25 protein-coding genes and 1 pseudogene are annotated in these 25,250 nt (G+C 61.7%); 20 read left to right on the top strand and 6 right to left on the bottom strand.

Going from position 1 to position 25,250, the window contains the following annotated elements:
- Positions 1-79 precede the first annotated feature (79 nt).
- From ACW9IR_RS08555 to ACW9IR_RS08465, 19 genes and pseudogenes are all read left to right on the top strand, one after another.
- Entirely contained in the window at positions 80-2,002 is a 1,923-nt protein-coding gene (locus ACW9IR_RS08555) for a YncE family protein (RefSeq protein ID WP_457462728.1), read from the top strand.
- Positions 2,003-2,016: 14 nt separating this feature from the next.
- On the top strand, positions 2,017-2,667 hold the full coding sequence (locus ACW9IR_RS08550; protein WP_095047581.1) for an SCO family protein: 651 nt from the start codon (positions 2,017-2,019) through the stop codon (positions 2,665-2,667).
- Positions 2,664-3,284 (top strand): SCO family protein, encoded by a 621-nt coding sequence (locus tag ACW9IR_RS08545; RefSeq protein ID WP_007919362.1) that lies wholly within the window; start codon positions 2,664-2,666, stop codon positions 3,282-3,284. Before ACW9IR_RS08550 ends, ACW9IR_RS08545 begins: the two co-directional genes overlap by 4 nt.
- A gap of 9 nt (positions 3,285-3,293) precedes the next feature.
- Positions 3,294-4,844, top strand: coding sequence for an ABC transporter substrate-binding protein (locus ACW9IR_RS08540; RefSeq protein WP_457462724.1), 1,551 nt, complete (start codon positions 3,294-3,296; stop codon positions 4,842-4,844).
- 15 nt (positions 4,845-4,859) lie between these two features.
- A complete protein-coding gene (locus ACW9IR_RS08535; RefSeq protein WP_457462722.1) occupies positions 4,860-5,621 on the top strand; it encodes a peptidylprolyl isomerase in 762 nt (253 codons plus the stop codon).
- A gap of 219 nt (positions 5,622-5,840) precedes the next feature.
- Positions 5,841-6,371, top strand: coding sequence for a response regulator (locus ACW9IR_RS08530; RefSeq protein WP_102902839.1), 531 nt, complete (start codon positions 5,841-5,843; stop codon positions 6,369-6,371).
- Between the two features lie 81 nt (positions 6,372-6,452).
- A complete protein-coding gene (locus ACW9IR_RS08525) occupies positions 6,453-8,159 on the top strand; it encodes a GspE/PulE family protein (RefSeq protein ID WP_457462719.1) in 1,707 nt (568 codons plus the stop codon).
- Complete coding sequence (locus tag ACW9IR_RS08520) at positions 8,140-8,943, top strand: hypothetical protein (RefSeq protein WP_457462717.1); 804 nt, start codon at positions 8,140-8,142, stop codon at positions 8,941-8,943. Before ACW9IR_RS08525 ends, ACW9IR_RS08520 begins: the two co-directional genes overlap by 20 nt.
- A 1-nt stretch (position 8,944) precedes the next feature.
- On the top strand, positions 8,945-9,490 hold the full coding sequence (locus ACW9IR_RS08515; RefSeq protein ID WP_457462715.1) for a PilN domain-containing protein: 546 nt from the start codon (positions 8,945-8,947) through the stop codon (positions 9,488-9,490).
- Entirely contained in the window at positions 9,477-10,025 is a 549-nt protein-coding gene (locus ACW9IR_RS08510) for a GspMb/PilO family protein (protein WP_457462713.1), read from the top strand. Before ACW9IR_RS08515 ends, ACW9IR_RS08510 begins: the two co-directional genes overlap by 14 nt.
- Positions 10,025-10,537 carry a hypothetical protein gene (locus tag ACW9IR_RS08505; RefSeq protein WP_457462711.1) on the top strand — a complete coding sequence of 171 codons (513 nt, stop codon included), beginning with the start codon at positions 10,025-10,027 and terminating at the stop codon, positions 10,535-10,537. Before ACW9IR_RS08510 ends, ACW9IR_RS08505 begins: the two co-directional genes overlap by 1 nt.
- Positions 10,534-12,381, top strand: a complete 1,848-nt coding sequence (locus ACW9IR_RS08500) for a secretin N-terminal domain-containing protein (protein WP_150731380.1) — start codon at positions 10,534-10,536, stop codon at positions 12,379-12,381. The genes ACW9IR_RS08505 and ACW9IR_RS08500 overlap by 4 nt, the downstream gene beginning before the upstream one ends.
- Before the next feature lie 2 nt (positions 12,382-12,383).
- On the top strand, positions 12,384-12,857 hold the full coding sequence (locus ACW9IR_RS08495; RefSeq protein ID WP_102902833.1) for a type II secretion system protein: 474 nt from the start codon (positions 12,384-12,386) through the stop codon (positions 12,855-12,857).
- A 5-nt stretch (positions 12,858-12,862) separates the two neighbouring features.
- Complete coding sequence (locus tag ACW9IR_RS08490) at positions 12,863-13,237, top strand: type II secretion system protein (RefSeq protein ID WP_007919395.1); 375 nt, start codon at positions 12,863-12,865, stop codon at positions 13,235-13,237.
- A complete protein-coding gene (locus tag ACW9IR_RS08485; RefSeq protein ID WP_122597819.1) occupies positions 13,212-13,751 on the top strand; it encodes a type II secretion system protein in 540 nt (179 codons plus the stop codon). Before ACW9IR_RS08490 ends, ACW9IR_RS08485 begins: the two co-directional genes overlap by 26 nt.
- Entirely contained in the window at positions 13,748-14,140 is a 393-nt protein-coding gene (gene csgE, locus ACW9IR_RS08480; protein WP_457462708.1) for a curli production assembly/transport protein CsgE, read from the top strand. The genes ACW9IR_RS08485 and csgE overlap by 4 nt, the downstream gene beginning before the upstream one ends.
- Positions 14,137-14,568, top strand: coding sequence for a curli assembly protein CsgF (locus ACW9IR_RS08475; protein ID WP_095047567.1), 432 nt, complete (start codon positions 14,137-14,139; stop codon positions 14,566-14,568). Before csgE ends, ACW9IR_RS08475 begins: the two co-directional genes overlap by 4 nt.
- A 29-nt stretch (positions 14,569-14,597) precedes the next feature.
- Complete coding sequence (locus ACW9IR_RS08470) at positions 14,598-15,458, top strand: CsgG/HfaB family protein (protein ID WP_457462705.1); 861 nt, start codon at positions 14,598-14,600, stop codon at positions 15,456-15,458.
- Between the two features lie 909 nt (positions 15,459-16,367).
- Positions 16,368-16,746 (top strand): annotated as a pseudogene (locus tag ACW9IR_RS08465) (DUF6124 family protein).
- 172 nt (positions 16,747-16,918) lie between these two features.
- On the opposite strand, the gene ACW9IR_RS08460 reads toward ACW9IR_RS08465, so the two are convergent.
- From ACW9IR_RS08460 to ACW9IR_RS08435, 6 genes are all read right to left on the bottom strand, one after another.
- Positions 16,919-17,203 carry a type II toxin-antitoxin system RelE/ParE family toxin gene (locus tag ACW9IR_RS08460; RefSeq protein ID WP_080761993.1) on the bottom strand — a complete coding sequence of 95 codons (285 nt, stop codon included), beginning with the start codon at positions 17,201-17,203 and terminating at the stop codon, positions 16,919-16,921.
- Complete coding sequence (gene relB / locus ACW9IR_RS08455; RefSeq protein ID WP_034152589.1) at positions 17,193-17,399, bottom strand: type II toxin-antitoxin system RelB family antitoxin; 207 nt, start codon at positions 17,397-17,399, stop codon at positions 17,193-17,195. Before relB ends, ACW9IR_RS08460 begins: the two co-directional genes overlap by 11 nt.
- A 275-nt stretch (positions 17,400-17,674) precedes the next feature.
- Positions 17,675-19,126, bottom strand: coding sequence for a curlin (locus ACW9IR_RS08450; RefSeq protein ID WP_457462703.1), 1,452 nt, complete (start codon positions 19,124-19,126; stop codon positions 17,675-17,677).
- A gap of 27 nt (positions 19,127-19,153) precedes the next feature.
- The gene (locus ACW9IR_RS08445) at positions 19,154-19,618 is read right to left on the bottom strand and encodes a curlin (RefSeq protein ID WP_457462701.1); all 465 of its coding nucleotides are present in this window, start codon (positions 19,616-19,618) and stop codon (positions 19,154-19,156) included.
- 73 nt (positions 19,619-19,691) lie between these two features.
- The gene (locus ACW9IR_RS08440; protein ID WP_457462699.1) at positions 19,692-21,920 is read right to left on the bottom strand and encodes an Ig-like domain-containing protein; all 2,229 of its coding nucleotides are present in this window, start codon (positions 21,918-21,920) and stop codon (positions 19,692-19,694) included.
- A 35-nt stretch (positions 21,921-21,955) separates the two neighbouring features.
- The gene (locus ACW9IR_RS08435) at positions 21,956-23,302 is read right to left on the bottom strand and encodes a hypothetical protein (protein WP_457462697.1); all 1,347 of its coding nucleotides are present in this window, start codon (positions 23,300-23,302) and stop codon (positions 21,956-21,958) included.
- 424 nt (positions 23,303-23,726) lie between these two features.
- Between ACW9IR_RS08435 and ACW9IR_RS08430 the strand changes: the two genes are divergently transcribed.
- Positions 23,727-25,175 carry a sensor histidine kinase gene (locus ACW9IR_RS08430; protein WP_457462695.1) on the top strand — a complete coding sequence of 483 codons (1,449 nt, stop codon included), beginning with the start codon at positions 23,727-23,729 and terminating at the stop codon, positions 25,173-25,175.
- The last annotated feature ends 75 nt before the right edge of the window (positions 25,176-25,250 follow it).

The raw sequence follows: 25,250 nt of genomic DNA, 5'->3' as shown, positions 1-25,250 counted from the left end.
ACGGAAAGGACGCCATCGCTGGCAAGCCAGCTCCCACAGGGATCGCGTCGTTTGGTTTGAATGTGTAGGGGAGGGTTGTATGAACAGGATCATCAACATCATCGGTATTTGCACCCTGGCCACGGCCGGGGCGTTGCTGACGCTGAGCGAGGTTGCGCTGGCGCAAACCGGCGTGACTCAGACGTTGGCCCGCGACGGCGTTGCGGTGGATTTCAACCTCAAGCCACTCGCCGCCGACGGCAAACTGCGTGAAGGCGAATTCGCCGATGTGCAGTTCCGCGTCACTGACGGCGCCTCCGGCCAGCCGTTGTCCGGGGTAGCGCCGGGCGCCTGGGTCGATCCGCAAACCCTCGCCGCCGACCAGGCTCAGGGCCGCGACCAGAGCTGCAAAGCCCGGGTCGGCGTGTTCCTCAAGTCCAACATCGGCGCGCGGCCGTTGCTCGACCTCAACAGCTATTTCCTGCTGGTGATGAACCGCGACGCCAGCATCGCCGTGGTCGATCCGTCGGTATCGGTTGGCGGCATCACCAGCACCCTCGCGCGGATCGAACTCAAACAACCGCCGATGGACTGGGTCACGCCCAAAGACAACAAACGCGTGTTCGTCTCGATGCCGACAGCGGGCGAAGTGGCCGTTATCGACAGCGAACAATTCAAGGTTCTCGATTCGGTCAAAGCCGGCAGCCAACCGGTGCGCGTGGCGCTGCAACCGGATGAACGTCTGCTGTGGGTCGGCAACAACGCCAGCAAAGCCGAAGACTCCGGCGTGACGGTGATCGACAGCCAAAGCCTCAAACCCCTGAAACATTTGCAGACCGGGCGCGGCCACCACGAAATCAGCTTCAGTAAGGACAGCCGCTTCGCTTTCGTCAGTAACCGCGACGACGGCACCGTCAGCGTGATCGACATCGCCAGCCTGAACATCGTCCAGCAGATCAAAACCGGCTCTCATCCCTTGTCAGTCGCCTACTCAGCGCTGTCCGGCGCGGTCTACGTCGCCGATGGCAAAGACGGCACCGTCACCGTGATCGACGCCAGCACCCACGCCATCCGCCGGGTGATCAAACTGCAACAAGGCCTCGGCCCGATGGGCTTCAGCGCCGACGGCCGCTTCGGTCTTGTGCTCAACACCTTGGAAAACCGCGCCACGGTTATCGACGCCGCGACCAGCAGCGCGATCCACGACCTCGACGTCAGCGCCGAACCCTACCAAGTGGTGTTCACCCAGGCCTACGCCTACATCCGCGGACTCGCTTCACCGAAAGTCACCATGATCAACCTGTCCTCCCTCGGCGAAGGTCGCCAGCCGATCAGCCAAGGTTTCGAAGCGGGCCCGCAAGCGCCGCGCCTGGCCGGGGATTTACCGCTGGCCTCAAGCTTGGCGGTGTCGCGTGACGACAACGCGGTGTTCGTGGTCAACCCGGTCGACAACACCACCTACTTCTACGCCGAAGGCATGAACGCGCCGATGTCCGGTTACCCCAACCGTGGTCAGATCGCCCGCGCCGCCATGGTTATCGACCGCAGCCTGCGCGAGGTCTCGCCGGGGCTGTACAGCGCCCGGGTGAAACTGCCGGCAGCAGGGCGCTTCGACGTGGCGTTCCTGCTCAACCAGCCGAACATCATTCACTGCTTTACCGCGCAGATTGATCCTGACGGCAAACCGCAAAAACACCTCGGCCAGCCGAAAGTCGAGTTCCTCCTCGACAAGACTGCCGTGGCACTCAACGACCCTTACGTCGTGCGTTTCCGCATCGTCCAAGGCAAAGACAAAACCCAGCGCAGCGGGGTGAAAGACGTGCAACTGCGCTACTACCTCGCGCCCACCTCGCACCCGCGTGAAGTGGCCGCGCTGGAAGTCGCCGACGGCGTGTACGAAGCGCCGATCAGCCTCGACCGCAGCGGCGCCTGGTACCTGCATGTGCGTGCGGCATCGCTGGGCGCCGGTTTCGATGACAGGACCTTTGCCAGTGTTCGGGTAGCCCCCGGCCAGGCCCGTTGAAGAGGAGTTTCGACATGAACCGATTTGCTTCCACTGGCCTGCTGACCCTGTGTCTGTTGAGCCTTGGCATTCAACAAGTCCACGCTCATTCGGCCGACGAACACGCCGGACACAAAGCCCCGGCCAGCAGCACTCAGGAACACGCCCAGGTGAAATTCGCCAACGTGCCGCTGCTCGACCAGAACGGTAAAACCGTACGCCTGGAACAAGACTTGGTGCAGGGCAAAATCGTCGTCATGAGTTTTATCTACACCAGTTGCACCACGGTGTGCCCGGTGGTCTCGTCGATCATGGGCAAGGTGCAGAAACAACTCGGCGCGCGCGTTGGCGAGGAAGTGCAACTGGTGTCGATCAGCATCGACCCACAGCGCGATGACCCGAAACGCCTGCAGGATTATGCGCGCACCTTCCAGCGCGGGCCGGGCTGGAGCTGGTTGACCGGTTCGCCGCAGTCGATCAATGAAACCCTCAAGGGCCTCGGCAGTTTCAGCGGCGACCTGAAGAGTCATCAACCGCTGATCCTCGTCGGCGACGGCGACAGCCGCCACTGGATGCGCTACTACGGCTTCACTGATCCGGCGCTGCTGGCCAAGGAAGTGGAAAAACTCAGCGGCCTGCGCACCCACGCCAAACACACCGCCATCGCCATGGAGCAACAGCCATGAGACTGCTCGACTGGATCTCCCTGACCGTGTGCTTCTGGATTCTCGGTAACGTCGCGTTCGCTCACGAAGGCCATGTCTCTGAGCCGCCAGCCGCCGTGGCTGCCGCGCCGGCCAAAGGCACCCACGATGCGAAAACCTGGTTCACCGACACGCCGTTGCAGGATCAGAACGGCGAGACTTTGCGCTTCTACAGCGACGCGCTGCAAAACCGCATCGTCCTGCTTAACGTGATCTTCACTAGCTGCAACGATGCCTGCCCGCTGATCACCCAAAAGCTCAAGGAAGTGCGCGAGCTGCTCGGTGACAAGGCACAGGACATCACCTTCATTTCCCTTACCAGTGACCCGCTGCGCGACACGCCGGCGGTGCTCAAGGCTTACACCTTGAAGCAGGGTTCCGATGACCCTCATTGGCTTTTTCTTACTGGCGACAAAGCGCAGATGGACCTGGTATTGAGCCGCATCGGCCAGATCGTGCCGACGCCCGAGCAGCATTCCACGCAGTTGATCGTCGGCGATGTCGCCAATAAACGCTGGAGCAAGATCCGTCCCGACGCCCCGGCCGCCGCCATTGCCCAGCGCTTGCAGTTGCTGACAATGCCCGTGGCCGGCCGCTGAGTTCGCGCCATGAACCTGAGCCGCGTCCTCGCCCTGATCCTGCTCGCTGGCGTCAGCCTTGGCGCGAGTGCTGCGCCGCTGACACCCGAAGAGGCGGCGGGCAAACGCTTGTACCGCCAGGGTCTGTCGGCCAGTGGCGAGGCGATCATGGCGCGGGTCGGTGCGGCAGATGTGTTGCTGCCGGCGACCAGTCTTCCGTGCGTCAATTGCCATGGCGCCGATGGCCTTGGTCGACCCGAAGGAGGGGTGCGTCCGCCGCCGCTGAACTGGGCGCGACTGACCAGCACCTACGGCCAGCAACAGGTCAACGGGCGCAGCTATCCGGCCTACAGCGAAAGCACTCTGGCCATTGCCATCGAGCAGGGCCGCGACCCCGGCCACAATCGTCTCGACCCGAGCATGCCGCGCTTTGTGCTGTCGATGAAGGATCAGCGCAACCTCACCGCCTATCTCAAACGCCTCGCCGATGAGCGTGACCCCGGCCTCGATGCCGAGACCTTGCACCTGGGCACCTTGCTGCCCAGCCAAGGCCCGTTGGCCGAGGAGGGCGCGACGGTGGCAGCTGTGCTCAACGGCAGTGTCGCGCGGATCAACCAGGCCGGTGGCATTCACGGCCGACAGTTGCGGTTGACGGTGATCGATCCCGGCCCGGATCGCATCAGTGCCGAACAGGCGTTGCAGCGTTTGATCGAGCAGGAACAAGTGTTCGCGTTGATCGCACCGCTGGCACCGGCCCTCGACGGCGAACTGGCGAAACGGTTGGAGCAGTCCGGCGTGCCGCTGATCGGTGCCTTGTCGTTGCTCGGGGCGATGCAGGCCAGCCCGCAGATTTTCGAGCCATTGCCAGGCTTGCGGGAACAGTTGATCGCGCTGGCCGATTACGCCACGGCCAGCCTGCGCGTGCTGCAAGGGCCGACGCTGATCGCCTATCCCTATGACCCGCTGCAAGCGCAAGCAGCGGCGACCCTCGCTCAGTACTTACAGGATCACGGCTGGCAAAAAGTCCTTTTGCAAGCCTACGACCCGGCAGCAGAGGCTTTGCCGCTGGGTTCGCGATCGGTGTTCTATCTGGGCAATGGCGGCGGTTTCAGTCGCCTGGCAACGCGGCTGCAAAGCGCCGGGCAAGTGCCTTACCTGTTTGCCGCCTCCAGCCAGGTGGCCGGTGATCTGCTGCAAGTGCCCGACGGCTTCACCCGGCGGGTGTTTCTTGCCTATCCGTTCGTGCCCAGCGACTGGACCCAAACCGGGCGCATGGCCCTGACGCTGCTGCGCGAAGGCCAGGGCCTCGGCGCCCAGCATGCGGTGCTGCAAGTCGGCGCTTATGCCTCGATGTTACTGCTCAGCGAAGGCATGAAGCAGGCTGGCCGCGACGCCAGCCGGGAAAAACTGGTGGCGGCGCTGGAAGGCCTGCACGACTTCGACACCGGCCTGACCCCGCGCCTGAGTTTCGGCCCCGGCCGACGCCTGGGCTTGAGCGGCGCACACGTGGTCACCGTGGACTTGCCGGATCAGCGCTTTTATCTGGTCGCACCCTATAAACCGATTGTTGCCAGCCCCTGAATGGAGGGCCCGATCATGAAGCTCACAACGCTGATAATGCTGCTGACCTGTTGGCTGCCGATGGCGTGGGCCAATAACGAACCGGCCGTGGCGCGGGTCAATGGCGAGGAAATCTCCGGGTTTCGCTTCGAGCGTTTCTTCGCCGAATACCTCGAAGATCAGGGCCGCGCCGTGGCGAGCATTCGTAGCCCCAGGGCCTATAAAGAGCTGCGTCAGGCAGCGCTGCAAACGCTGATCGACAAAGAACTGCTGTGGCAGGAGTCGCAAAAGCGCGGTGTGCAGATCGACGATCAAGTGGTGCGTCAGCAAGTCGAGCAGACCCGCAGTGCCATCGGCGGCACGGATAAATTCGTCCGGCGCTTGCAGGACGCCGGTTTCGATGAGGCATCCTTCACCGAGTACACCCGCCGCGAACTGGCGGCGCAGCAGATGTTCGCCGAACTGATCCGCGCCAACACCTTGCAACCCCGCCACCTGCTGATCCGTGTGCCCGCGCAAGCAGATACAGCCACTGTGGCTGAAGCACGTCTACGCTTGTTGCAAATGCGCGCCTCGATTGTCAGCGGGGCGAGTTTTGCCAGCGATCCGGTGCGTTCACCGTTCGGCTGGCATGTGATTTATTTGCCGAACCACCTGGAGGCCGCCGATGTCCCAGATTTGCAGGGGCTGGATACAGTCAGGGCACAGCTCGCCCGACAGCAACAGACCCAGGCTCGTCGTCAGGTGCTCGCGCAATTACGAGTGCAGAACAGGATCGAACGAATTGACGACGACTGAAGGTTCCCCCCCAATAGTGGGGAATGGCTTCGATGCCCATTCAGGTGCTTCCCCGTTTCTGGGGAACGGGGTACCGGGACGAGCGGGCATTGTCATTAAATTCAAGGACATGAAGACGTAAAATCACCGGCACTCAGCCTGGCATGAAGTGTGCGTTACCCCTGGTAAGGCGCACTCTCAGGGCGGGGTCATCGGACCTGCTGTTTCAAGGAGTCGACCTTGGTTAACAAAGTACTGGTTGTCGAAGACGAACAGCTGCTTGCACAGAACCTTCAGGATTATCTGTCGGCGCAGGGGCTGGACGTCCGGATTGCACATGACGGAGCGACGGGTATCGGTTTGGCCGAAACGTTCGCCCCCGACGTGCTGGTGTTCGATTACCGCTTGCCCGATATGGAAGGCTTTGAGGTGCTCGACGCGGTCCGCCAGAACAGGACGTGTAATTTTGTGCTGATAACAGGTCACCCCACCGCTGAAGTCTGTGAGCGGGCGCGGCAACTGCAAGTCAGCCACATCCTGTTCAAACCGTTTCCATTGGCGGAACTGGCCCGAGCTGTCTGCGACCTTCTGGGCATCAAGCGCGAAGCGAAACCCGGTGCGAGCCCTTCCGAGGGCTTCGTCGAACGACGCCAGAGCAGGATCGAGAGCTTCCCGTTGCAGTTGTACGATGGCAGTTGGGTGTTGGCGGATCGGCGACGGCAGTCGCAATCCATGGCGCCGGACGACGATCAAATGCTCACCGGGGAGTAATGGCGCGATCAGACGTTCCGGCACTTGCCGCCAAGGTTTGCCGCGCCGACAGGGCTCTAAGCCCCGGTTGGAGAGCAAGCCATGGAACGTCTGTCCGTTGTCGTCGAACCGCTGCTGGCCGAATGCGCCCCCGAGCGCTTTTCCAGTGAACAGCTTGCCCAGGCCCGGGCGCGGGCCGCCACCTCCGGCGAACGCGTCCTCGAAGCCCTTGGCGTACTCTGTGAACTGGCGCCGATGCCGTTCATTCACACCCTCGGCGCCACCCTGCATTACCCGGTGCTCGACACCGACAGCCTGTTTCAAGCGACGCCGGTGTTCGACCGGGTCACCCTCGCACAATGCCTGAAACGTGAATTCATCCTGCTGCGCCACAACGACGAAGTCATCGGCGTGTTTGCCGACCCCTTCGACCCGGCGCGGCTGGCCTGGATCGACGATTGCCTGCATGGCGCGCCGCTGCATCTGGTGCACGCCGATGACCTCAAGGCCTATCTGGCCCGCCACGAAGAAAGCTTCCACGCGGTCGAATCGCTGAACGCCCAAGGCGACACCCACAACGAAATCGACACCCTGCAAAGCCTGTCGCTGACCAGCATCAGCGAAGACGCCAGCAGCGTGGTGAAACTGGTCAACTCGACCCTCTACGACGCGCTGAAAATGCACGCCAGCGACATTCACCTCGGCACCACCGGCCACGGTCTGGTGATCAAGTACCGTATCGATGGCGTGCTCAACAACATCAGCAAAGTCCAGGGCAACGAGTTCGCCGAGCAGGTGATTTCGCGGGTCAAGGTCATGGCTGAACTGGACATCGGCGAGAAGCGCGTACCGCAGGACGGTCGTTTCAAGATTGGCATCAGCGGCCGCCAGATCGACTTCCGCGTATCGATCATGCCGAGCATCTTTGGCGAAGACGCGGTGCTGCGGGTGCTCGACAAACAGGATCTGGCCGACAAGGTTTGCGGCGTGCAATTGCAGGCGCTGGGCTTTGAAGACGAAACCCTGCGCCAGTTGCGTCGCCTCGCCGCCGAACCCTACGGCATGGTCCTTGTGACCGGCCCGACCGGCAGCGGCAAGACCACCACGCTGTACGCGATGATCACCGAGATCAACCATGGTGTGGACAAGATCATCACCATCGAAGACCCGGTTGAATATCAATTGCCGGGGGTGCTGCAAATCCCGGTCAACGAGAAAAAAGGCCTGACCTTCGCCCGGGGTTTGCGCTCGATCCTGCGCCACGACCCGGACAAGATCATGGTCGGCGAAATCCGTGACCCGGACACCGCGCAGATCGCCGTGCAATCGGCGCTCACCGGCCACCTGGTGTTCACCACCATCCACGCCAACAACGTTTTCGACGTGATTGGCCGCTTCACCCAAATGGAAATCGACCCGTACAGCCTGGTCTCGGCGCTCAACGCGATTCTCGCTCAGCGGCTGATCCGGCTGGTGTGCGCCAGTTGCAGCGCGCCGGTCAATCCAAGCGATGAAGAGCTGCGCGCCTCTGGCCTCGATCCGCAGAAAGTCGATCACTACCACTTCGTTCACGGCAAAGGCTGCGGGCACTGCCGGGGCAGCGGTTATCGCGGGCGCACGGCGATTGCCGAGTTGCTGCACCTCGACGACGAACTGCGCCAGATGATCGTCGAGCGCCAACCGATCACCCAAATCAAAGCCCTGGCCTGCGCCCGTGGTTTGCGCCTGTTGCGCGAATCGGCGCTGGAGCTGGTGGAACAAGGTCGCACCACGCTGGAGGAGATCAATCGTGTCACTTTTATCGCGTGAGCGTTTTGTCGCCGTGCTCGGCGCCAGCGGTGTTGGCCTCGGTCAGCGGCGCGGCAGCGAGACCCTGTGGCTGGGCAGCGTCGGTTACATCGACGAAGGCTTCCAGAGCTACGCGGTGGCGCTGGACACCCTCGACCGCCTGCTCGGTGAACACGCCCGCGCCGGGGCCGAATTGAGCGTGGTCATCTCCGGGCACTTCAGCCGCTTCTGCCTGGTGCCGTGGAGCGCGCAGATCAGCAGCCCTGAGGAACTGCGCGGCTTTGCCCAACTGTGTTTTGAAGACCTGTTTGGCGCGCCGACCCAGCCGTGGAGTCTGGTGCTGTCTGCTGAGCCGGCCGGTTACGACCGCATCGCCAGTGCCTTGCCGCAGGACTTGCTGGAACGCTTGCGCACGCTGGTCAGCGCTCGTGGGTTGCGTCTGCGCTCGGTGCAGCCGTATCTGATGGCGGCGTTCAACCGCTTCGACAAAAGCCTCGATGCCGGCGACTTCCTGTTCGTCGTCGCCGAGCCGCAACGCAGCGTGTTGTTGCTCGCAAGGGAAGGGCGCTGGGCCGGCGTGCGCTCAGTCGGCGGCAGCGACAGCGATGCGGCGCTGAGTGCATTGATCGGTCGTGAACGGCAGTTGCAAGCCTCGACCAGCGAACGCGCGTTCAACGTTTATCTGCATGCCCCGGCGCGCCTCGATGCGCATCCGGACGTGGCGGGTGTGCAACTGCGCACCCTTGAAGATGACTCGATGACTGTGCGTGACGGCTTGTACGTCATGTCCCGGGCGGTGGCCTGAGATGCGCGCGCTCAATCTCGACTTTCAGCCGCGTCCGCGTTCCGGCCCGTTGGGTTGGAGCTTGCTCGGCGGCGGTGTACTGCTGGCGCTGCTGTGCTTCGGTGTGCAACAGCACCTCGACGCGCACACCGAACAGCAACAAGGCCACCTGCAAACCACTCAGCGTCAGCTCACCGGCGACAGCGGCGCCAAGTCCAGCCTGAGCCCGGCGGAAACCCGCGAGCAAGCGGCAAACCTCGCCGAGATGCGCAAGGTCTCGCAGCAACTGCGCCGGCCGTGGGAACGCCTGTTCGCCATGCTCGAAGCGATGCCGCGCGATGACGTCGCGCTGCTGACCCTGACCCCGGATGCGCGCAAAGGCCAGGTCCGCATCAGTGCCGAAGCGCGGGATCTGCAAGCGATGCTCGATTTCCACAAACGTCTGGAAGCCAGCGACGAGCTGTCTGACGTGTCGCTGCTCAGCCACGAGATCGTCGTCAAATCGCCGGAGCAACCGGTGCAATTCAACCTGTCGGCGACTTGGGAGATTGGCGATGCGAATCCCTAGACTGATCGTCCACGAATACCTGCAAGGCCTCGGCGTTCCGGGCCTGGCCGGGCTGGCGCTGCTGCTGGTCACCGTGGCTTGGGCACTCGGCAGTTTGTTGCCGGGCTGGCAATCGTTGCAGCACCTCAGCCAACAGACTCAGGAAGCCACCGCATACCTGGCCAAGGTTGAAGACGGCAGCATCGCGCCGCCCGTAGTGCCACAACGTCAGCTCGACGATTTCCGCAACAAACTGCCGGCGCAGCCGCAAGCCACCGTCGCCATCGACCGCATCTACGCCCTCGCAGCGCAAGAACACATCACTCTGGCACGCGGCGAATATGCACTCGGCGTCGATCCGAAAACCCATCTGGCGCGTTATCAGATCCTGTTGCCAGTGCGCGGCAGCTACCCGCAACTGCGGCGCTTTCTGCACGCCTTGCTCGGCCAGTTGCCGGCGGTGGTGGTGGAAGACCTTGAGTTGCAACGCAAGAAGATTGGCGACACCGACCTCAATGGCCGGATTCGTATGACCCTTTACCTGTCGAGGTCGTGATGAATACCAAACGCGTGACAGGGTGGCTAGCGTTCTTCGCTGTGGCGGCGGCGCTGGCGTGGTTGCCGGAATATTTCTCGCCAACCGAGGACGCCGATTCGAATGAAGTGGCCGTCGCCACGCCGGGGAAAACCCGGGGCGCGCTGCCGGCCAGCACCGCCAAGGCCAAAGATGCCCCGATCAAGGACCTGAGCCCGGCCGGCGACCTGTTCGCGGCCAAATCCTGGAAGGCCGCGCCGACCCTGGCCACGGTCACCGAAATGGCCATCAATCCAGCAACTGTGGTGCAAGCCCCGAGCCTGCCACCGGTGCCGTTTCAGTTCGTCGGCAGGCTGCATGACCGCAGCGATCTGCAAGTGTTTTTGCAGAACGGCGAAAAGATCTACGTCGTGCGCAACGGGGATGTGATCGACGACACCTGGAAGATCACCGGCATTTCCGATGTGGAATTGAGCCTGGTCTACCTGCCTTTGCATTTGTCGCAGACCCTGTCTGTGGGGAGTACGCAATGAACCGTTGCCGTTTGCTGATGAGCCTGGGCCTGTGTGCCGGGCTGGCCGCGTGCAGTTCCGCACAAGTGGCCAACAAGGAAGCCGCCGACCTGATTGAACAGGGGCAGTACGAGGCGGGGCTGGCCCGGATCGAGGAAGGCCTGCGTGAGAATCCTCGCGACACCGAGTTGCACCTACTGCTCAACAGCGGTCGGGCCAAGGCAATTACGGCGCTGCTGACGACCGGTGATACCGACCGCTCGCGTCGCGACTTCGCTTCGGCGCGGGTGGCCTACAACCGCGTGCTGACCATCGAACCGAACAACCGCCGCGCTCAGGATGCCCTGAAGCAGATGGACTACCTGCGCAGCATGGACGAGAAACTGGAACTGGCCCGTGGCGACCTGCGTCGCGGCGACATTTACGGCGCTGATCGGCAGGTCAAACAGATCCTCGAACTCGACCCGAACAACGAAGGCGCGCTGGCGCTGCAAGGCAACATTCGTCTGGTGCAGAGCCGCAACGTGATTGCCTATCCGCAACTGCGCACCAAGCTTGACCGTCCGGTGACTCTGGAATTTCGCGACGCCAATCTCAAGACCATTTTCGAAGTGCTGTCGCAGGTCGCCGGGCTGAATTTCATCTTCGACAAAGACCTGCGCCCGGACATGAAAGCGACGATCTTCGTGCGTGACGTGCGCATCGAAGACGCCGTAACCCTGCTGCTGCAACAGAACCAGTTGCACCAGAAAGTGGTGAACGAAAACACCTTGCTGATCTATCCGGACTCGCCGCAGAAAGTGAAGGATTACCAGGAACTGGTGATGCGCACGTTCTACCTGACCAGCATCGACGCCAACACCGCGCTCAACATGGTGAAAACCATGCTCAAGACCCGCGATGTGTTCGTCGACGAACGCCTCAACACCCTGACCATGCGCGACACCGAAGACGCTGTGCGCATGGCCGAGAAACTGCTGCAGTCGCAAGACCAGTCCAACCCGGAAGTGGTGCTTGAAGTGGAAGTGATGGAAGTCGCCACTCAACGCATCCTCGACCTCGGCCTGCAATGGCCGAACACCTTCGGCGTGGTCAACAGCGACGGTTCGGCGGTGACCCTGCTTGATCAACTGAAAGGCATCAACTCCAGCCGGATTTCGATTTCGCCATCGCCGCAAGCCAAGATCAACGCTCAGGACAATGACATCAACACCCTCGCCAGCCCGGTGATTCGTGTGAGCAACCGCGAGCAGGCGCGGATTCACATCGGTCAGCGTGTGCCGATCATCAGCGCGACTTCGGTGCCGTCGACTCAAGGCCCGGTGATCACTGAGAGCGTCACTTATCTGGACGTCGGTCTGAAGCTCGAAGTGCAACCGACCGTGCACCTGAACAACGAAGTGGCGATCAAGATTGCTCTCGAAGTGAGTAACGCGACGCCGCTGGAACCGACCCGTCAGGGCACGATCCCGGTGCAGGTCGACACCCGCAACGCACAAACCTCACTGCGCCTGCATGACGGCGAAACGCAGATCCTCGCCGGCCTGATGCGCAACGACCACGGCGCCACCGGCAACAAGATCCCGGGCCTCGGCGATATTCCTGGCATTGGCCGGCTGTTCGGCAGCAACAAGGATACCGTCGGCAAATCCGAACTGGTGCTGTCGATCACCCCACGGATCGTGCGCAACCTGCCGTACCAGAGCCCGTCGGACATGGAATTCTCCACCGGCACTGAAACCAGCATGCACATTCAGGCCCCGGATCGTTCGCAGAGCTACGTGATGCCGTCGCCGGCCGCGCAGCCGCGTGCCGTCGGTGAATCGGCCGTGGCCACCACCCGCGTCACCGTCGAGAAGCCTTGATCATGAACGCCTCCCAACGCGGTTTCACCCTGATCGAAGTCGTGGTGACGCTGGCCCTGATCGGCCTGTTGGCGAGCATGGCCGCGCCGCTGACCGAGACTTTGGTGCGGCGTGGCAAGGAGCAGGAATTGCGCAACGCGCTGTACCAGATTCGCGATGGCATCGACGCCTACAAACGCGCCTTCGATGCCGGCTACATCGAGAAGTCGCTGAACAGCAGCGGCTACCCGCCGAACCTGCAAGTACTGGTCGAAGGCGTGCGCGATGTGCGCAGTGCCAAAGGCGCCAAGTTCTACTTTTTACGCCGCATCCCGCGCGATCCGCTGGTGCCGGCCAAACGTGACGACGAAGGGGGTTGGGGCGTGCGCGCCTACAACAGTTCGGCTCAGAACCCGCGCGATGGCGAGGACGTTTTCGACGTCTACTCCCACGCTCGGGGCAAGGGCCTCAACGGCATCGCCTACCGCGAGTGGTGAACCTCATGCGCCGGGAAAAAGGTTTTACCTTGCTGGAGCTGATGGTGGTGATGGCGATCATCGCCACGCTGATGACCATCGCGCTGCCGCGCTACTTCAACAGCCTCGAAGCGTCGAAGGAAACCACCCTGCGCCAGAGCCTGTCGGCGATGCGCGAGGCGCTGGATCACTTCTACGGCGACACCGGACGGTATCCGGATTCCATCGAGCAACTGATCGAACAACGTTACCTGCGCAACGCACCACTCGATCCGATCACCGAACGCAAAGACCAGTGGGTACTGATCGCGCCACCGGACGGCGTCGCCGGTGGTGTGGCCGATATCAAAAGCGGTGCTACCGGGAGGGCGCGTGATGGCAGCCAGTATTCCGAGTGGTAACCGCGCGCAGCAGGGTGGCTTCACCTACCTCGGCGTGCTGTTCCTCATCGTAGTGATGGGCATGGGCCTGGCCAGTGCCGGCGAGTTGTGGTCGACCGCTTCGCGTCGTGACCGTGAACGCCAGTTGCTCTGGGTCGGCACTCAGTACGCACAGGCGCTGCGCAGCTACTACCGCAGTTCGCCGGGGTTGGCGCAGTACCCGAAAGAACTGGCGGATCTGCTTGAAGATCAGCGTTTTCCCGAGGCCAAGCATCACCTGCGTCAGCTCTATCCGGACCCGATCGGTCAGGGTGAATGGGCGCTGCAACGTGGTTTTGATGGACGCATCACCGGCCTCAACAGTCCTTCGACCGAGCTGCCTTTGAAGCAATCGGGCTTCCCGACGCAGTGGTCGGATTTCGAAGGCATGCAGCGTTATTCGGACTGGCAGTTCGTCGCCGAAAAAGCCTTCCTCGACGGCACCAATGGCCCGGCGAAAGGCCAGTCGAATCTGCCACAGGCGTTGCAGCCATGACTCGCCACTGGTGGTGCGCGCTGGTCTTCACCCTAGCGGCGAGCTGCGCCCAGGCCGGTGAAGAAGACGAAATGATGGGTTTCATCGTCGATGACACGATCTCGCACATCGGCCACGACTTTTACTACTCGTTCAGTGAACGCCTGCGCGACACCAGCCCGATGGATTTCAACCTGGTGGTGCGCGAGCGGCCCGACGCGCGCTGGGGCAGCCTGGTGACCGTGGAATATCAGCAACGCCTGGTTTATCGGCGCTTCCTGCCGCCGAACACCGTGGAACTGAGGGACGAGGCCTACGCGGCCGCCGACTGGGTTCGACGCCAGGTTGTCCAGCGCAAGCTGGAGGCTCTGTTGCAGGACACCACCGACCTTGAGAAGGACGAACTATGAACAGCACAACGTTCTCACGGCGCAGCGGATTCTGGATCTCGGGGTTGTTGATCGGGCTCGCCAGCGCCGCTGCCGTCCAGGCCACCGAACTGGTCTACACACCGGTCAATCCGTCGTTCGGCGGCAACCCGCTCAACGGCACCTGGTTGCTCAACAACGCCCAGGCGCAAAACGATCACGACGACCCGGACATCCAGAGCCGTTCGGCGGTGGCCGGCACCTCGGCGCTGGAGCGTTTCACCAGTCAATTGCAATCGCGGCTGCTAGGGCAGTTGCTGGACAACATCTCCACTGGCAACACGGGGAGCCTGTCCACCGACTCTTTTATCGTCAACGTCATCGACGACTCCGGGGCACTGAGCATTGAAGTGACCGATCGAGCGACCGGTGAGGTTTCGGAAATTCAGGTGAACGGCCTCAACCCATGACGGGCTGACGGTTCCGGGGAGTGACGGACATGAAAAAGATCATCGCGTTAGGGCTGCTGTTGGCGACATTACAAGGGTGCAGTCTGCGGGAGCCGATGTCGGCCGAGCAGGACACCGAAACCCCGACCCTGACTCCAAGGACTTCGACTTATTACGACTTGCTGAAGATGCCGCGGCCTAAGGGGCGGTTGATGGCGGTGGTGTACGGTTTCCGTGATCAGACCGGGCAGTACAAGCCGACCCCGGCGAGTTCGTTTTCCACCAGTGTGACTCAGGGTGCGGCGTCGATGTTGATGGACGCAATGCAGGCCAGTGGCTGGTTTGTCGTGCTGGAGCGGGAAGGGCTGCAGAACCTGTTGACTGAACGCAAGATCATTCGCGCGTCGCAGAAGAAGCCGAATACGCCGGTGAATATTCAGGGTGAGCTGCCACCGTTGCAGGCGGCGAACATGATGCTCGAAGGCGGGATCATCGCCTATGACACGAATGTGCGTAGTGGTGGGGAAGGGGCGCGGTATCTGGGGATTGATTTGCAGCGTGAGTATCGGGTGGATCAGGTGACTGTGAACTTGCGTGCGGTGGATGTGCGCAGTGGGCAGGTGTTGGCGAATGTGATGACCAGCAAGACGATTTATTCGGTGGCGCGCAGTGCGGGGATTTTCAAGTTTATCGAGTTCAAGAAGTTGCTTGAGGCTGAGGTTGGGTATACGACGAATGAGCCGGCGCAGTTGTGTGTGTTGTCGGCGATTGAGGCGGCGGTGGGGCATATGGTGGCGCAGGGGATTGAGCGGCGGTTGTGGCAGGTGGCGGGGGACGCTTCTGTGCCTTCGCAGGATGATGTGTTGAATCGGTATTTGAGCCAGAACAAGGTTGATCCGGAGGTGGAGTGAACGTGGCGGCCTTCGGGCCGACCAGGTTCTGGCTGGGCGGTGAGTTCTGGTTGACCGGGTACATATCCGTTTCTGCGGTAACGGCTGCTTAGGGTTCCGCCCTTACGGCGGGTCACCTTTTCCAAACGCCGAAAAGGTAACCCAAAAGGCTTGCTCCTACGTGCGGCCCGCTCGCTGGGGCTCGGGGTTCCTTCGCTCCGGGATCGATCCGGGCGCAGCGCCTACGGTTTGCTTCGCTGCACCTCCTCTCGCTGTGTTTGGCTGCGCCAAACGGTCGCTGCGCTCCCACGCCCGGATCAATCCCTCCACTCAGCCTTCCGACGTCGCCCGTGGATCAAGATCAAGAGCAGGCGAGCTGACACTCGGCCTATTGAGTGGTGAAGAGCACGGCGCGCACGGCTTTGGTTTTTGTGGTGCTCTTGCCCCTCACCCCAGCCCTCTCCCGAGGGAGAGGGAGCCGATTTGTGGGCCGTTCAAAATCTGAGTTCAACGCGGTATTTCACGTCGGCGTAGCTCTCCCAAACACCTCGGTCAGTTCCCTCTCCCTCCGGGAGAGGGCTAGGGTGAGGGCTGCGATCTGAAGTGTGTTTAAAGAAGTGTCTGAATCGGCGGAACCTTCCCACAAGGTTTTCAGGTTGTCCGTCGGACGTCCGGTCTCTAGCCTGTGTTCGTCGCTGCCAATTCAGCGACCGGGCATGGAAACCCGAAGACACGAGAGAGCAGATACGCCTTTCATAACGTATGCTTGCGCACTTTCATTGTGTGCACTCTGTTATGGCGGTTGTGCGCGGGAGACATTCGTGTCTGCCGGGTTGCTCTCTCCCGGATTTCCAGCCTGCGTACAGCTGCCACCCATTTTTCCTGGAAGTCGAATGGGCCAGCTGAAACTATCAATGAGAGAGAATTACCATGAAAAAACCAACACCCAACCCCCCAGAACCAGACACCAACACCACATCCCCCTACGCCTCAGTCGACAGCAAAAAACTCCACGAAGCCGCCGACCGTGCCCTCGATTTCTACCTCAACCCCACACCCCACACCCCACATCATGTCCAGCGCCAACGAGCCGGAACCCATGTACCTCGCCAATCCCAGGTACAACACCGAATCCCTGCTCGCCAACGCCAGCGAAACCCTCGGCTCGGCCAGCGAAATGCTCATCAACTTCGCCGCCTCCCTGGAAACCTCACAGCGCAAAACCGCACTGGGCATCGCTCAAGTCGTCATGCTGGGCGAATTGGCGGTGAATCAAGCGCTGGATCACGTCGAGTTGAAGGATGGCTAATTAGATCGTTCCCACGCGCAGCAAAGGAATGCAGCCCCTGACGCTCTGCATCAAATTCGCAATTTGGAACTGGAGCGTCCCGAGAGCCATTCCCACGCAGAGCGTGGGAACGATCAAAAAACCGTACCTCCACGGGAAGCACGGTTTCTTGTGTTGAGACGAGGAAGCGATCTTAACCGGGGTCGCGTCGAGGGTACTCCTGACGCGTATGCAAGATGCTCACAATCTCAATTTGGTCCGCCACTTGATAAACGACGAGATAGTTCGGGCTTACCACAATCTCTCGAGTGCCGGGAGAGCGGCCTTTGCGATACAGGTGTGGATGCCAACAAAGCGCAGATGTAGTTTTTACGACGGACTTGTGAAGTGCAGTCGCCGCTACAAAATTTCGCTCGCCAATGTACTTCAGGATTTTCGAGAGTTCGACCCGAGCCTTGGGTCGCCACTTAATCTGCATCAGCGCTTTTGCGCATTGATTCCATCAAGGCATTGATTTCCTCCATCACTTGCTCATGGGGAATACTCGGACGCGGATCATCGAGAGAGGCCTGTACTTCGGCCCGAAACCAACGGTCATAACTCGCAGCCTGCTCCTCGGGATCAAGATCCGAAACAACCGGGCACAGTGGGTCGATCAAGGACGGGTCGATCATAGAACCTCCGGGTTTGGTGCCTCGAAGTCTATTCGTTAACGGTAACGCTGTCGTCGCTGTCTGGATGAATTGCATGTAGGCCTAGCTCCATGAGGATCAAGTTGTCCCGGCAAATCCTAGAGCCTGCACTTCCGACGGCCAACCGCCAGAACTTGTAAGAAAACTCCCCGAATTTCTGAAAACGTTCCGTTTTCCGTAGGACGCAACTCAAGCGTAAGCGCAAAAAAAACCGCGACCTCCTCACCAGAGAATCGCGGCCCATCAACACCCAACCCCTACTGCTGCAACACCGTCGCCTGGTTAGCTGACCCGAACTGCTGAATATTCGCGGTCTGCGTCACCCCACTCTGATCGACATTGGCAATGTTCCCGGTCCCCCCCTGGGTCACATACGCCACGTTCATCGTATCCGCCTGTTTCACGGTGATCATGTTGTCACTGCCATACAACTGCGCGGTATACGCTTGGTTCCCGGACCCCGATTGATCAAACTCGGCACTGTTCCCAGTGCCATTCGAAGACCCCTGCACCAGGTTGCCCGTCCCGCGCTGATCCGAGATCAGAATGTTGTCGCTACCATTCTGATCAAAGTACAGCTCGTTGTAGGAATCAGCCTGACTGACCGTGGTCTTGTTGCCCGTCCCGGTCTGATGCGTGGTCATGACTTGCCCGACGCCATCCTGAGTGAAGCTGGCGATGTTGCCGTTGCCCGCCTGAGTAACCGTCGCACGCTGGCCGCTGCCGAACTGGCCGCCGGATTGCGGGCCTTTCCAGTTGCTGGCGTAGACCTTGTTGTCGTTGCCCACGGAGGTGGCGTTGAGCACGTGGCTGTCGCCGTTCTGGTAGGTGAAGTGCACGTTGCCGTTACCGACCTGATACAGCGCCAGTGTCGAGTTGACCGATTCGAACTGGTCGGCGTAGATCGCGTTGCTGTTGCCGACCTGGGTGACGGCGGCGGTGTTGTTTTCGCCGAAGCTTTGGTCGACCACGGTTTCGTTGCTGTCACCGTATTGGTTGACGGTCGCCTGACTGGCCAGTTGCGCGTCCTGCCAGATTTCGGTGCCGTTGAGGTTGCCGAACTGGTTGATGCTGATGTTGCCGCCGGTGCCGTTGCGCTGGTCGCCGTAGGCGTAGTTGCCTTCGCCGGCCTGGTTGATGCCGATCTGGCCGCCGTTGTGCAGCACTTGTTCGGCGGTGCCGTAGTTGGCAGTGCCGTACTGGGTGATCACTGAACTGTTGCCGCTGCCTTCATAGAGTTGTTCGATGTTGGCTTCGTTGCTGTCGCCGAACTGGAAGGTTTTGCCCTCGCTGCCGTTCTGCGAGTCCTGATAAATGAACGAGAAGTTGCCGGTGCCTTGCTGCTGTTGCAACGCGCTGTTCGGTGAGCCGAAGCCCAACGACTGGCTGGCGTGAGCGGTGTTGAAGGCGCCGACTTGTTGCTGGGTGATGGTGGCGTTGTCTTCGTAAAGTTGTTCGGCGTAAGCGGCGTTGTAGTCGCCGACGGCGTCCTGGGTGATCACGCTGGTGGCGTGGTCTTGCACGGCGGCGGCGTCGTTGCCTTGGCCCAGTTGGGTCTGGGTAGCGGTGCTGAATGGGGCCTGGGTCTGCTTCACATCCGCGATGTTGGCGGTACCGACCTGGCTTTGGTTGGACAGGCTGTCGTCGGCCATCGCCTGGGCACTGATCATGACCAGGATGGCGGCGGTGAGGGGCGTCAGTTTGAACATGATGAACTCTCCGATGATTGGCAGTGCTTAGCGATATTGCTTGACCGAAACGCTCATGCCGTTGCCCGACTGGGTCACGGCGCTTTGCAGCCCCGCGCCGGCCTGCTCGATGCTGGCGTCGTTGTTGTTGCCGTTTTGCGAAATCTGCGCGCGGTTATGGCTGCCGTTTTGGGTAATGGAGGCGGCATTGCCGGAACCGTTCTGGTTGATCAGCGCCATCAAGTCGCTGCCCTGTTGCAGGATGTACGCTTCCTGATTGCTGCCCGACTGCACGATCTGCCCGAGCAGCGACTGACCGTTCTGTTGCAGCAGGGCGACGTTGGCCTGGCCGAGTTGATCGATCAGGGCTTGCTGACCCACCGGTGGGGGCAGTTCGCCGAGGTCGCTGCTGGTCGGGGCCAGGTCGTCGTTTTCCATCAGGTCGTCGGCGCGCCCGCCCGCAGTGCTGCACAGCAGGAGCAGGCAAAGCAGGGCGGCGGTCGGCGTGTTCATGGCGAAAATCCTGTGTGGCGTTATCCGGTTGCGAAGCACGCCCCAGCCACCCGCAAGTGGCTGGGGCGCAGGCTTACAGCGTGGTCACCGAGACCGTGCGCACGGTGCCCTGAGACGAGCGGATCGTCGCGGTCGGGTTGGCCGATGGCACCACCAGCGTGTTGTTCAGCGTCAGCCGCCAGCGTCCGGTCAACGGCACCGTGGTGGTACCAAGGGTGACCAGCCCGGAAGGGGTGGTGACCTGCACGGTTATGGTGTTGCCGGTGGTCACTGACGAGGTGCCGGTGAAGTCCCAGTTGAAGCGCCCGCCGGAGCGTGCCTGTACCGTCGATGCGGTGACGGCGAACGTTTCCGCTGCTGGCCGTGGCGACACTTGCACCGTGACCGTGGCCGGCGTCGACAGGGCACCGAAGGCGTCCCGGGCGATGTAGGTGAAGGTCGTGGTGAATGCCGTGGTCACGGTGCCCGGTGGGGTGTAGGTGATCACCGTGCCGTTGCTGCTAACCGTGCCGCGTCCGGCGGCGGGCTGGGTCAGGCTGTTGACGGCCAGTGGCACGTTGCCTTCCGGATCGGTGTCGTTGGCCAGCACGTTGATCGGGATTGCCACACCCAGGGTGGCGACGCTGTCGGCGACGGCGGTCGGTGCCTGGTTTGGCGCGACGGTAATCGTCACGGTTGCCGGGTTGGCCGAGGCCAGGCCTTTGGCGTCCTGCGCTTTGTAGGTGAAGGTGGTGGTCAGTGGCGCGTTGACCACCGCTGGCGGGGTGTAGACCACTGATGTGGTGCCGTTGAGGGCGACGGTACCTTGACCGGCGGCCGGTTGAGTCAACGCGGTGATGCCCAGTGGGTTGTTGCCATCGGGATCGCTGTCGTTGGTCAACAGACTGAGGGTGATCGGCACGCCGAAGCTGGTGCTGCCGCTGTCGGCGTTGGTGATCGGCGCCTGGTTTTCACCGGTGTCCGGCGCGCTGCCGACCACGACGACCGCTTCAGTGTCACCACCGCCAGCAGCAGATTTCACCGTCACGGTAGCGGGTGGCTGAGTCAGGTCGGCGACGGTGATGCGCTGCAGGGTGCCGGTCTTCGACAGACGTCCGTAGCCTTGGGCAACCATGTCGGGGATCGCCACTTCATCGCTCGAAGTGGCCTCGATCAGCAAGCTATGGTTGGCCCAGTTGTAGCGCGCGGTCTGCACTTTCACCACGTCGGTGAGCTTGGCTGATACGGCCGTCGGACGCGTGGTGCCGGCGGGGTTGGTGGCGGTCACGACGACTACCGGAGGTACCGCGCCAGTGCCCAAGCGGTGGCCGAAGAACAGACCATTGTTGTCACCCAGCAGACTGGTCTGGCACGGCGTTGGCGGTGGGCCGGGCAGCAGCGCCACGGTTTCGCGGAAGCACAGGGTCGAGCTGTTACTGGCCTTGGCAAACACTTCGGCACGCACGCCAGCGGCGGTGCGGCGATAGGTGGCGCGGTCGATTTCCACTTGGGTCTGCTGACGGCTGTCGAGCACTTTGCCGGACAGGCTGAACACGCTTGACTGGATCGTCCCGGCCGGCCCGGTGATGCGCAGGAAGTTGGTGTTGAACGGGCTGCCGGTCACCGCTTCGTTGAGGTTCGGGTCGCCGACGAAAGTTTCCGTGGCGCCGGTGTCCGGGTTCACTTCGGTGTACGGGCCGTTGACGCTGCGCAGGAACGGTCCGATGGCGCCATTGACGGCACCGGTGAAATTGCCTGGTGCACCGATGCCGATGTCGCGGGTGATGTTGATCGCGCGGCGTCCGGGCGCGGTGACATTGACCGTCTCGACACCGTACGGGTGAGTGATGGTGTAGGTGCCGGCAACGGGTACGTTCACCCGGATGCGAATCCGCGCGAAGCTTTGCTGATCACCGTCCGCCGGATTTTCCGAGGCGAATGCCGCTTCGATCCCGGCGACATAAGCGTCCACACCATAACCGGCAGCGTTGTCGGCAATCGTGGTTTCGGCCAGGAACCAGAAGGCTTCCGGCGGCCAGTTGTCCGGGAAAATCATCGGCTGGGCATCATCGTAGATCCCCGGCTCGGCGAGCAGAATGCACATGTAGGCCGGTGGCGTGGTCGCGGCAACGCGCGAACTGGCAGCACGCGACTGGCACAGTTCCATCGACAGCAGATTGTTGTCCTGATACCACATCGGGAATTTCCCGGTGGCGAAGGTGTAGGGGCCGGGGTCGACGGCGGCGAGTTGCGCATAGGCACTGCCGGTTAGCGAGAGAGCGAGCCCGAGCGCGTTGAGCGCAAAGCGTGGCCACTTGTTCATGATGCCTCCTGATGCGGATCTGGGCATGTGAGCGTTCATTGCACGATGACCACTTCTTCGGTATCGCTGCCGCCGTTGGACGACGTCACGTGGACCTTGGCCGGCGGTATCGGCGAGATCCCGGTGGCCAGGGTTTTCACTGCGCCGTCGCCGCCCAGGGCACCGATGGCGGCGCCGCTGCCGGAGGTGGCGGTGAGTACCGGCGGCGAGGTTTCGTCACTGGTCGAGGCCACCACGGTCAGTTGTCCGGAGCTGAGGCTGTATTGCGCGCTCTGGATCACCACCAGGTCGGTCAGGGTCATGGGCAGAGTGGTCGGCGTGCTGCTGGCGATGGCCAGGTGGTTGTCGGCGGTCACTTGCAAAGTGGTTGGCAAGGTCGGGTTGACCGAGGACTGCGCGTACCAGCTGCCGGTGCTGTTGGCTTCGGTCATGTTCAGCACCGGGGTGCTGCTGGTGACGGCCGCCGTACCCGGAGCTGGCGGAGCAAGGACGAACACGTCTTGCTGCGCCACCGGTGCGCTGTCGCCGGCCTTGCGCGAGTAGGTGCTGCGCTGGGTGATCATTGGCGTAGGCCGGACCACCGTCGACAACTTGCCCGAAACGGCGAACACGTTCGTCCGCAGATCGAGGCCGTTAGGGCCTTCGATGCGTACGTAGTTAGTGTTGAACGGGCTGCCGGTGACTGCCTCGTTGAGGTTCGGGTCGCCGACGAATTGTTCGGCGGCACCGGTCAGCGGATTGGTCTCGGTGTAGGGACCGTTGACGCTGCGCAGGAACGGGCCGATGTCACCCTTGAGCGCGCCGTCATAGGTTTTCGGCGTACCGATACCGATGTCGCGGGTCATGTTGATCGCGCGCCGCCCGGGGGTGTCGATGTTGAACACGTCGACGCCATACGGGTGGGTGATGACATAGGTGCCGGCGGTCGGTACATCGACGCGAATGCGGATTCGGGCGAAGCTGACTTGATCGCCCTCGACCGGCTCTTCAGCGGCGAATGCGGCTTCGATGGCGCTGACGTAGCCCAGATCAATCCCCCGTGCGGCGTCGACGAGGGCCGTTTCGCCGGTGAACCAGAACGCTTCGTCGGGAAAGTTTGTCGGGAAGACAATCGGTTGGGTGTCGTCGAATACACCGGGGGTTGGCAGCAGCGAGCACATGTACGACGGCGCGCCGGGGGCGCTGGGTACTCGGGAGCTGAGCGCTTTGGACAGGCACAGATCCAGGGTGCGACCGTGGGAGTCCTGATACCAACTGGCGAAACCACCGTTGGCCGGCGCGTACGGGCCGGGGTCAACAGCAAACAAAGCGGCTTGGGCAATGCCTTGGGCCAATGCGCTCACGACCAGGACAGTCGCGGTTTTGGACAGTAAAGGGTGCATGAGTTAATCCCTCTATCAAAGTACCTGCCCCTTGGGGATGGGTCAGTTGCACAGGGCCTGTACACCTTCCATGCCAAGGTGCGATGAATGGGCGGGAGAGGGCCGGGATAGAGGGTTTGACGCGCAGAAGGGTCAGGTTTTTGGCCAGCGGGGAAAGGGCGTCATTCCCCAGAATCGGGGACGGTGGGGATGAACACTGAATACCTGTCGTACACCGAACCCTTGTAGGAGTGAGCCTGCTCGCGATAGCGGTCTCCCTGTACCAAAAATCTCAGCTGACCCACCGCGATCGCGAGCAGGCTCACTCCTACAAGGGATTAGCGGTGTCTGTGGGATCAACTCAACCGGGGCGATACCCCCGCAACCGGGCAAACCCCCACCCGTGGGCTATAACCCTATAGGGACGTATAGAGAAGTCGCCGCCATGAACATGCAGTCGAAATCGCTTCCGGTCGAGGAGGGCAACCTGCGCTTGAGCTCGCGCAAGCAGTCGTTCAACCTGCTGCGCTGGTTTTCGCTGATCAGCATGGCGGTGATTGGTACCGTGGCCATCGCGCTTGGCGCGGTGTCGACGCGTTTTGTCATTGATGAAAGCGTGCAACGCGATGCCTTGCTCACCGCGCAGTTCATTCAGGCGATCGCCTCGGCCGAGGTGCGCCATGTGTCGATTCCCAATGTGCGGACCATGGGCGAATTGCTCGATCCACGTCAGGACACGCATTTTCCCGACGTCAGTCCGCAAGCCCGGGCTGATGCTCGGGGTGAATTTCTCGATCACATCGAACACTTGCCGGATGTCATCCTCGCCAACATTTATGCGCCCGACCGCCAAGTGATCTGGTCGACCAACCCGGTTCTGATCGGTACCAGCATTCATGCCGACGAAGACCTCGATCGTGCCTTCAACGAAAAGATTCCCGTATCCGCCAGCTACCACGATGTCGACAAGGCCCGCGAAGAACAGAAATTCATCACGCCACCGGACTACATCTTCATCGAGAACTACATTCCGCTGTTTGACGCCGAGGGCAAGAACGTCACAGCAATGGTCGAGATCTACAAGGAGCCCAAGGATCTGATCGCACGCATGGAGCGCGGATTGGTTCTGATCTGGCTGGCCACCGCACTGGGCGGCGGGCTGATTTATCTGGGCCTGTACTGGATCGTGCGGCGCGCGGCGATCTTGCTCGCGGCCCAGCAAAAACAACTGATCGCCAATGAAACCTTTGTCGCGCTGGGCGAGATGTCTTCCGCCGTGGCGCACAGTCTGCGCAATCCGCTGGCGACCATCCGTTCCAGCGCTGAACTGGCGCTGGAGTTCGACGCCGGCCCGGCCGAGAAAAACATCAACGACATCATCGGCCAGGTCGACCGCATGTCGAAGTGGGTGCGCGAGCTGCTGCAATCGCTGCGTCCGCTCAACGATGATCCGGAACCGGTGAATCTGGTGGCAGCGCTGCACGAAAGCCTTGTCGCGTTTGAACAGCAGATCGCCAGAGCCGGCGTGCAGGTGGTGTTTCATCCGCAGCACACGCCCATGGTGCTGAGCCAGCCGGTGCAACTGACACAGATCCTCAACAGCCTGCTGGCCAATGCGCTGGAGGCGATGGACAAGGGCGGCACACTGACCGTCCGCCTGGAACCGAGCGAAGACCGTGGCGTGTGCGTGGTGCTCAGCGACACGGGTAAAGGCATGAACGAAGAGCAACGGACCATGGCGTTCCGGCCGTTTTTCACCACCAAATCGGGTGGTTTGGGTGTCGGCCTGGTGCTGGTCAAACGCATCATGGAACGCTTCGGCGGCGGCGTGACCCTCGACAGCCGCGAAGGCGAGGGCACCACCGTGCGCCTGGCCTTCCAACTCGTCCCCTGATTCACACATTCCCCCTGTAGGAGCTGCCGAAGGCTGCGATCTTTTGATCTTGATCTTAGAAACCAAGATCAAAAG

It is taken from the genome of Pseudomonas sp. SDT291_1_S447 (assembly GCF_054070155.1).
The sequence above is the reverse complement of the archived record's forward strand: the minus strand, read 5'-3'. Positions and strand labels throughout refer to the sequence as shown.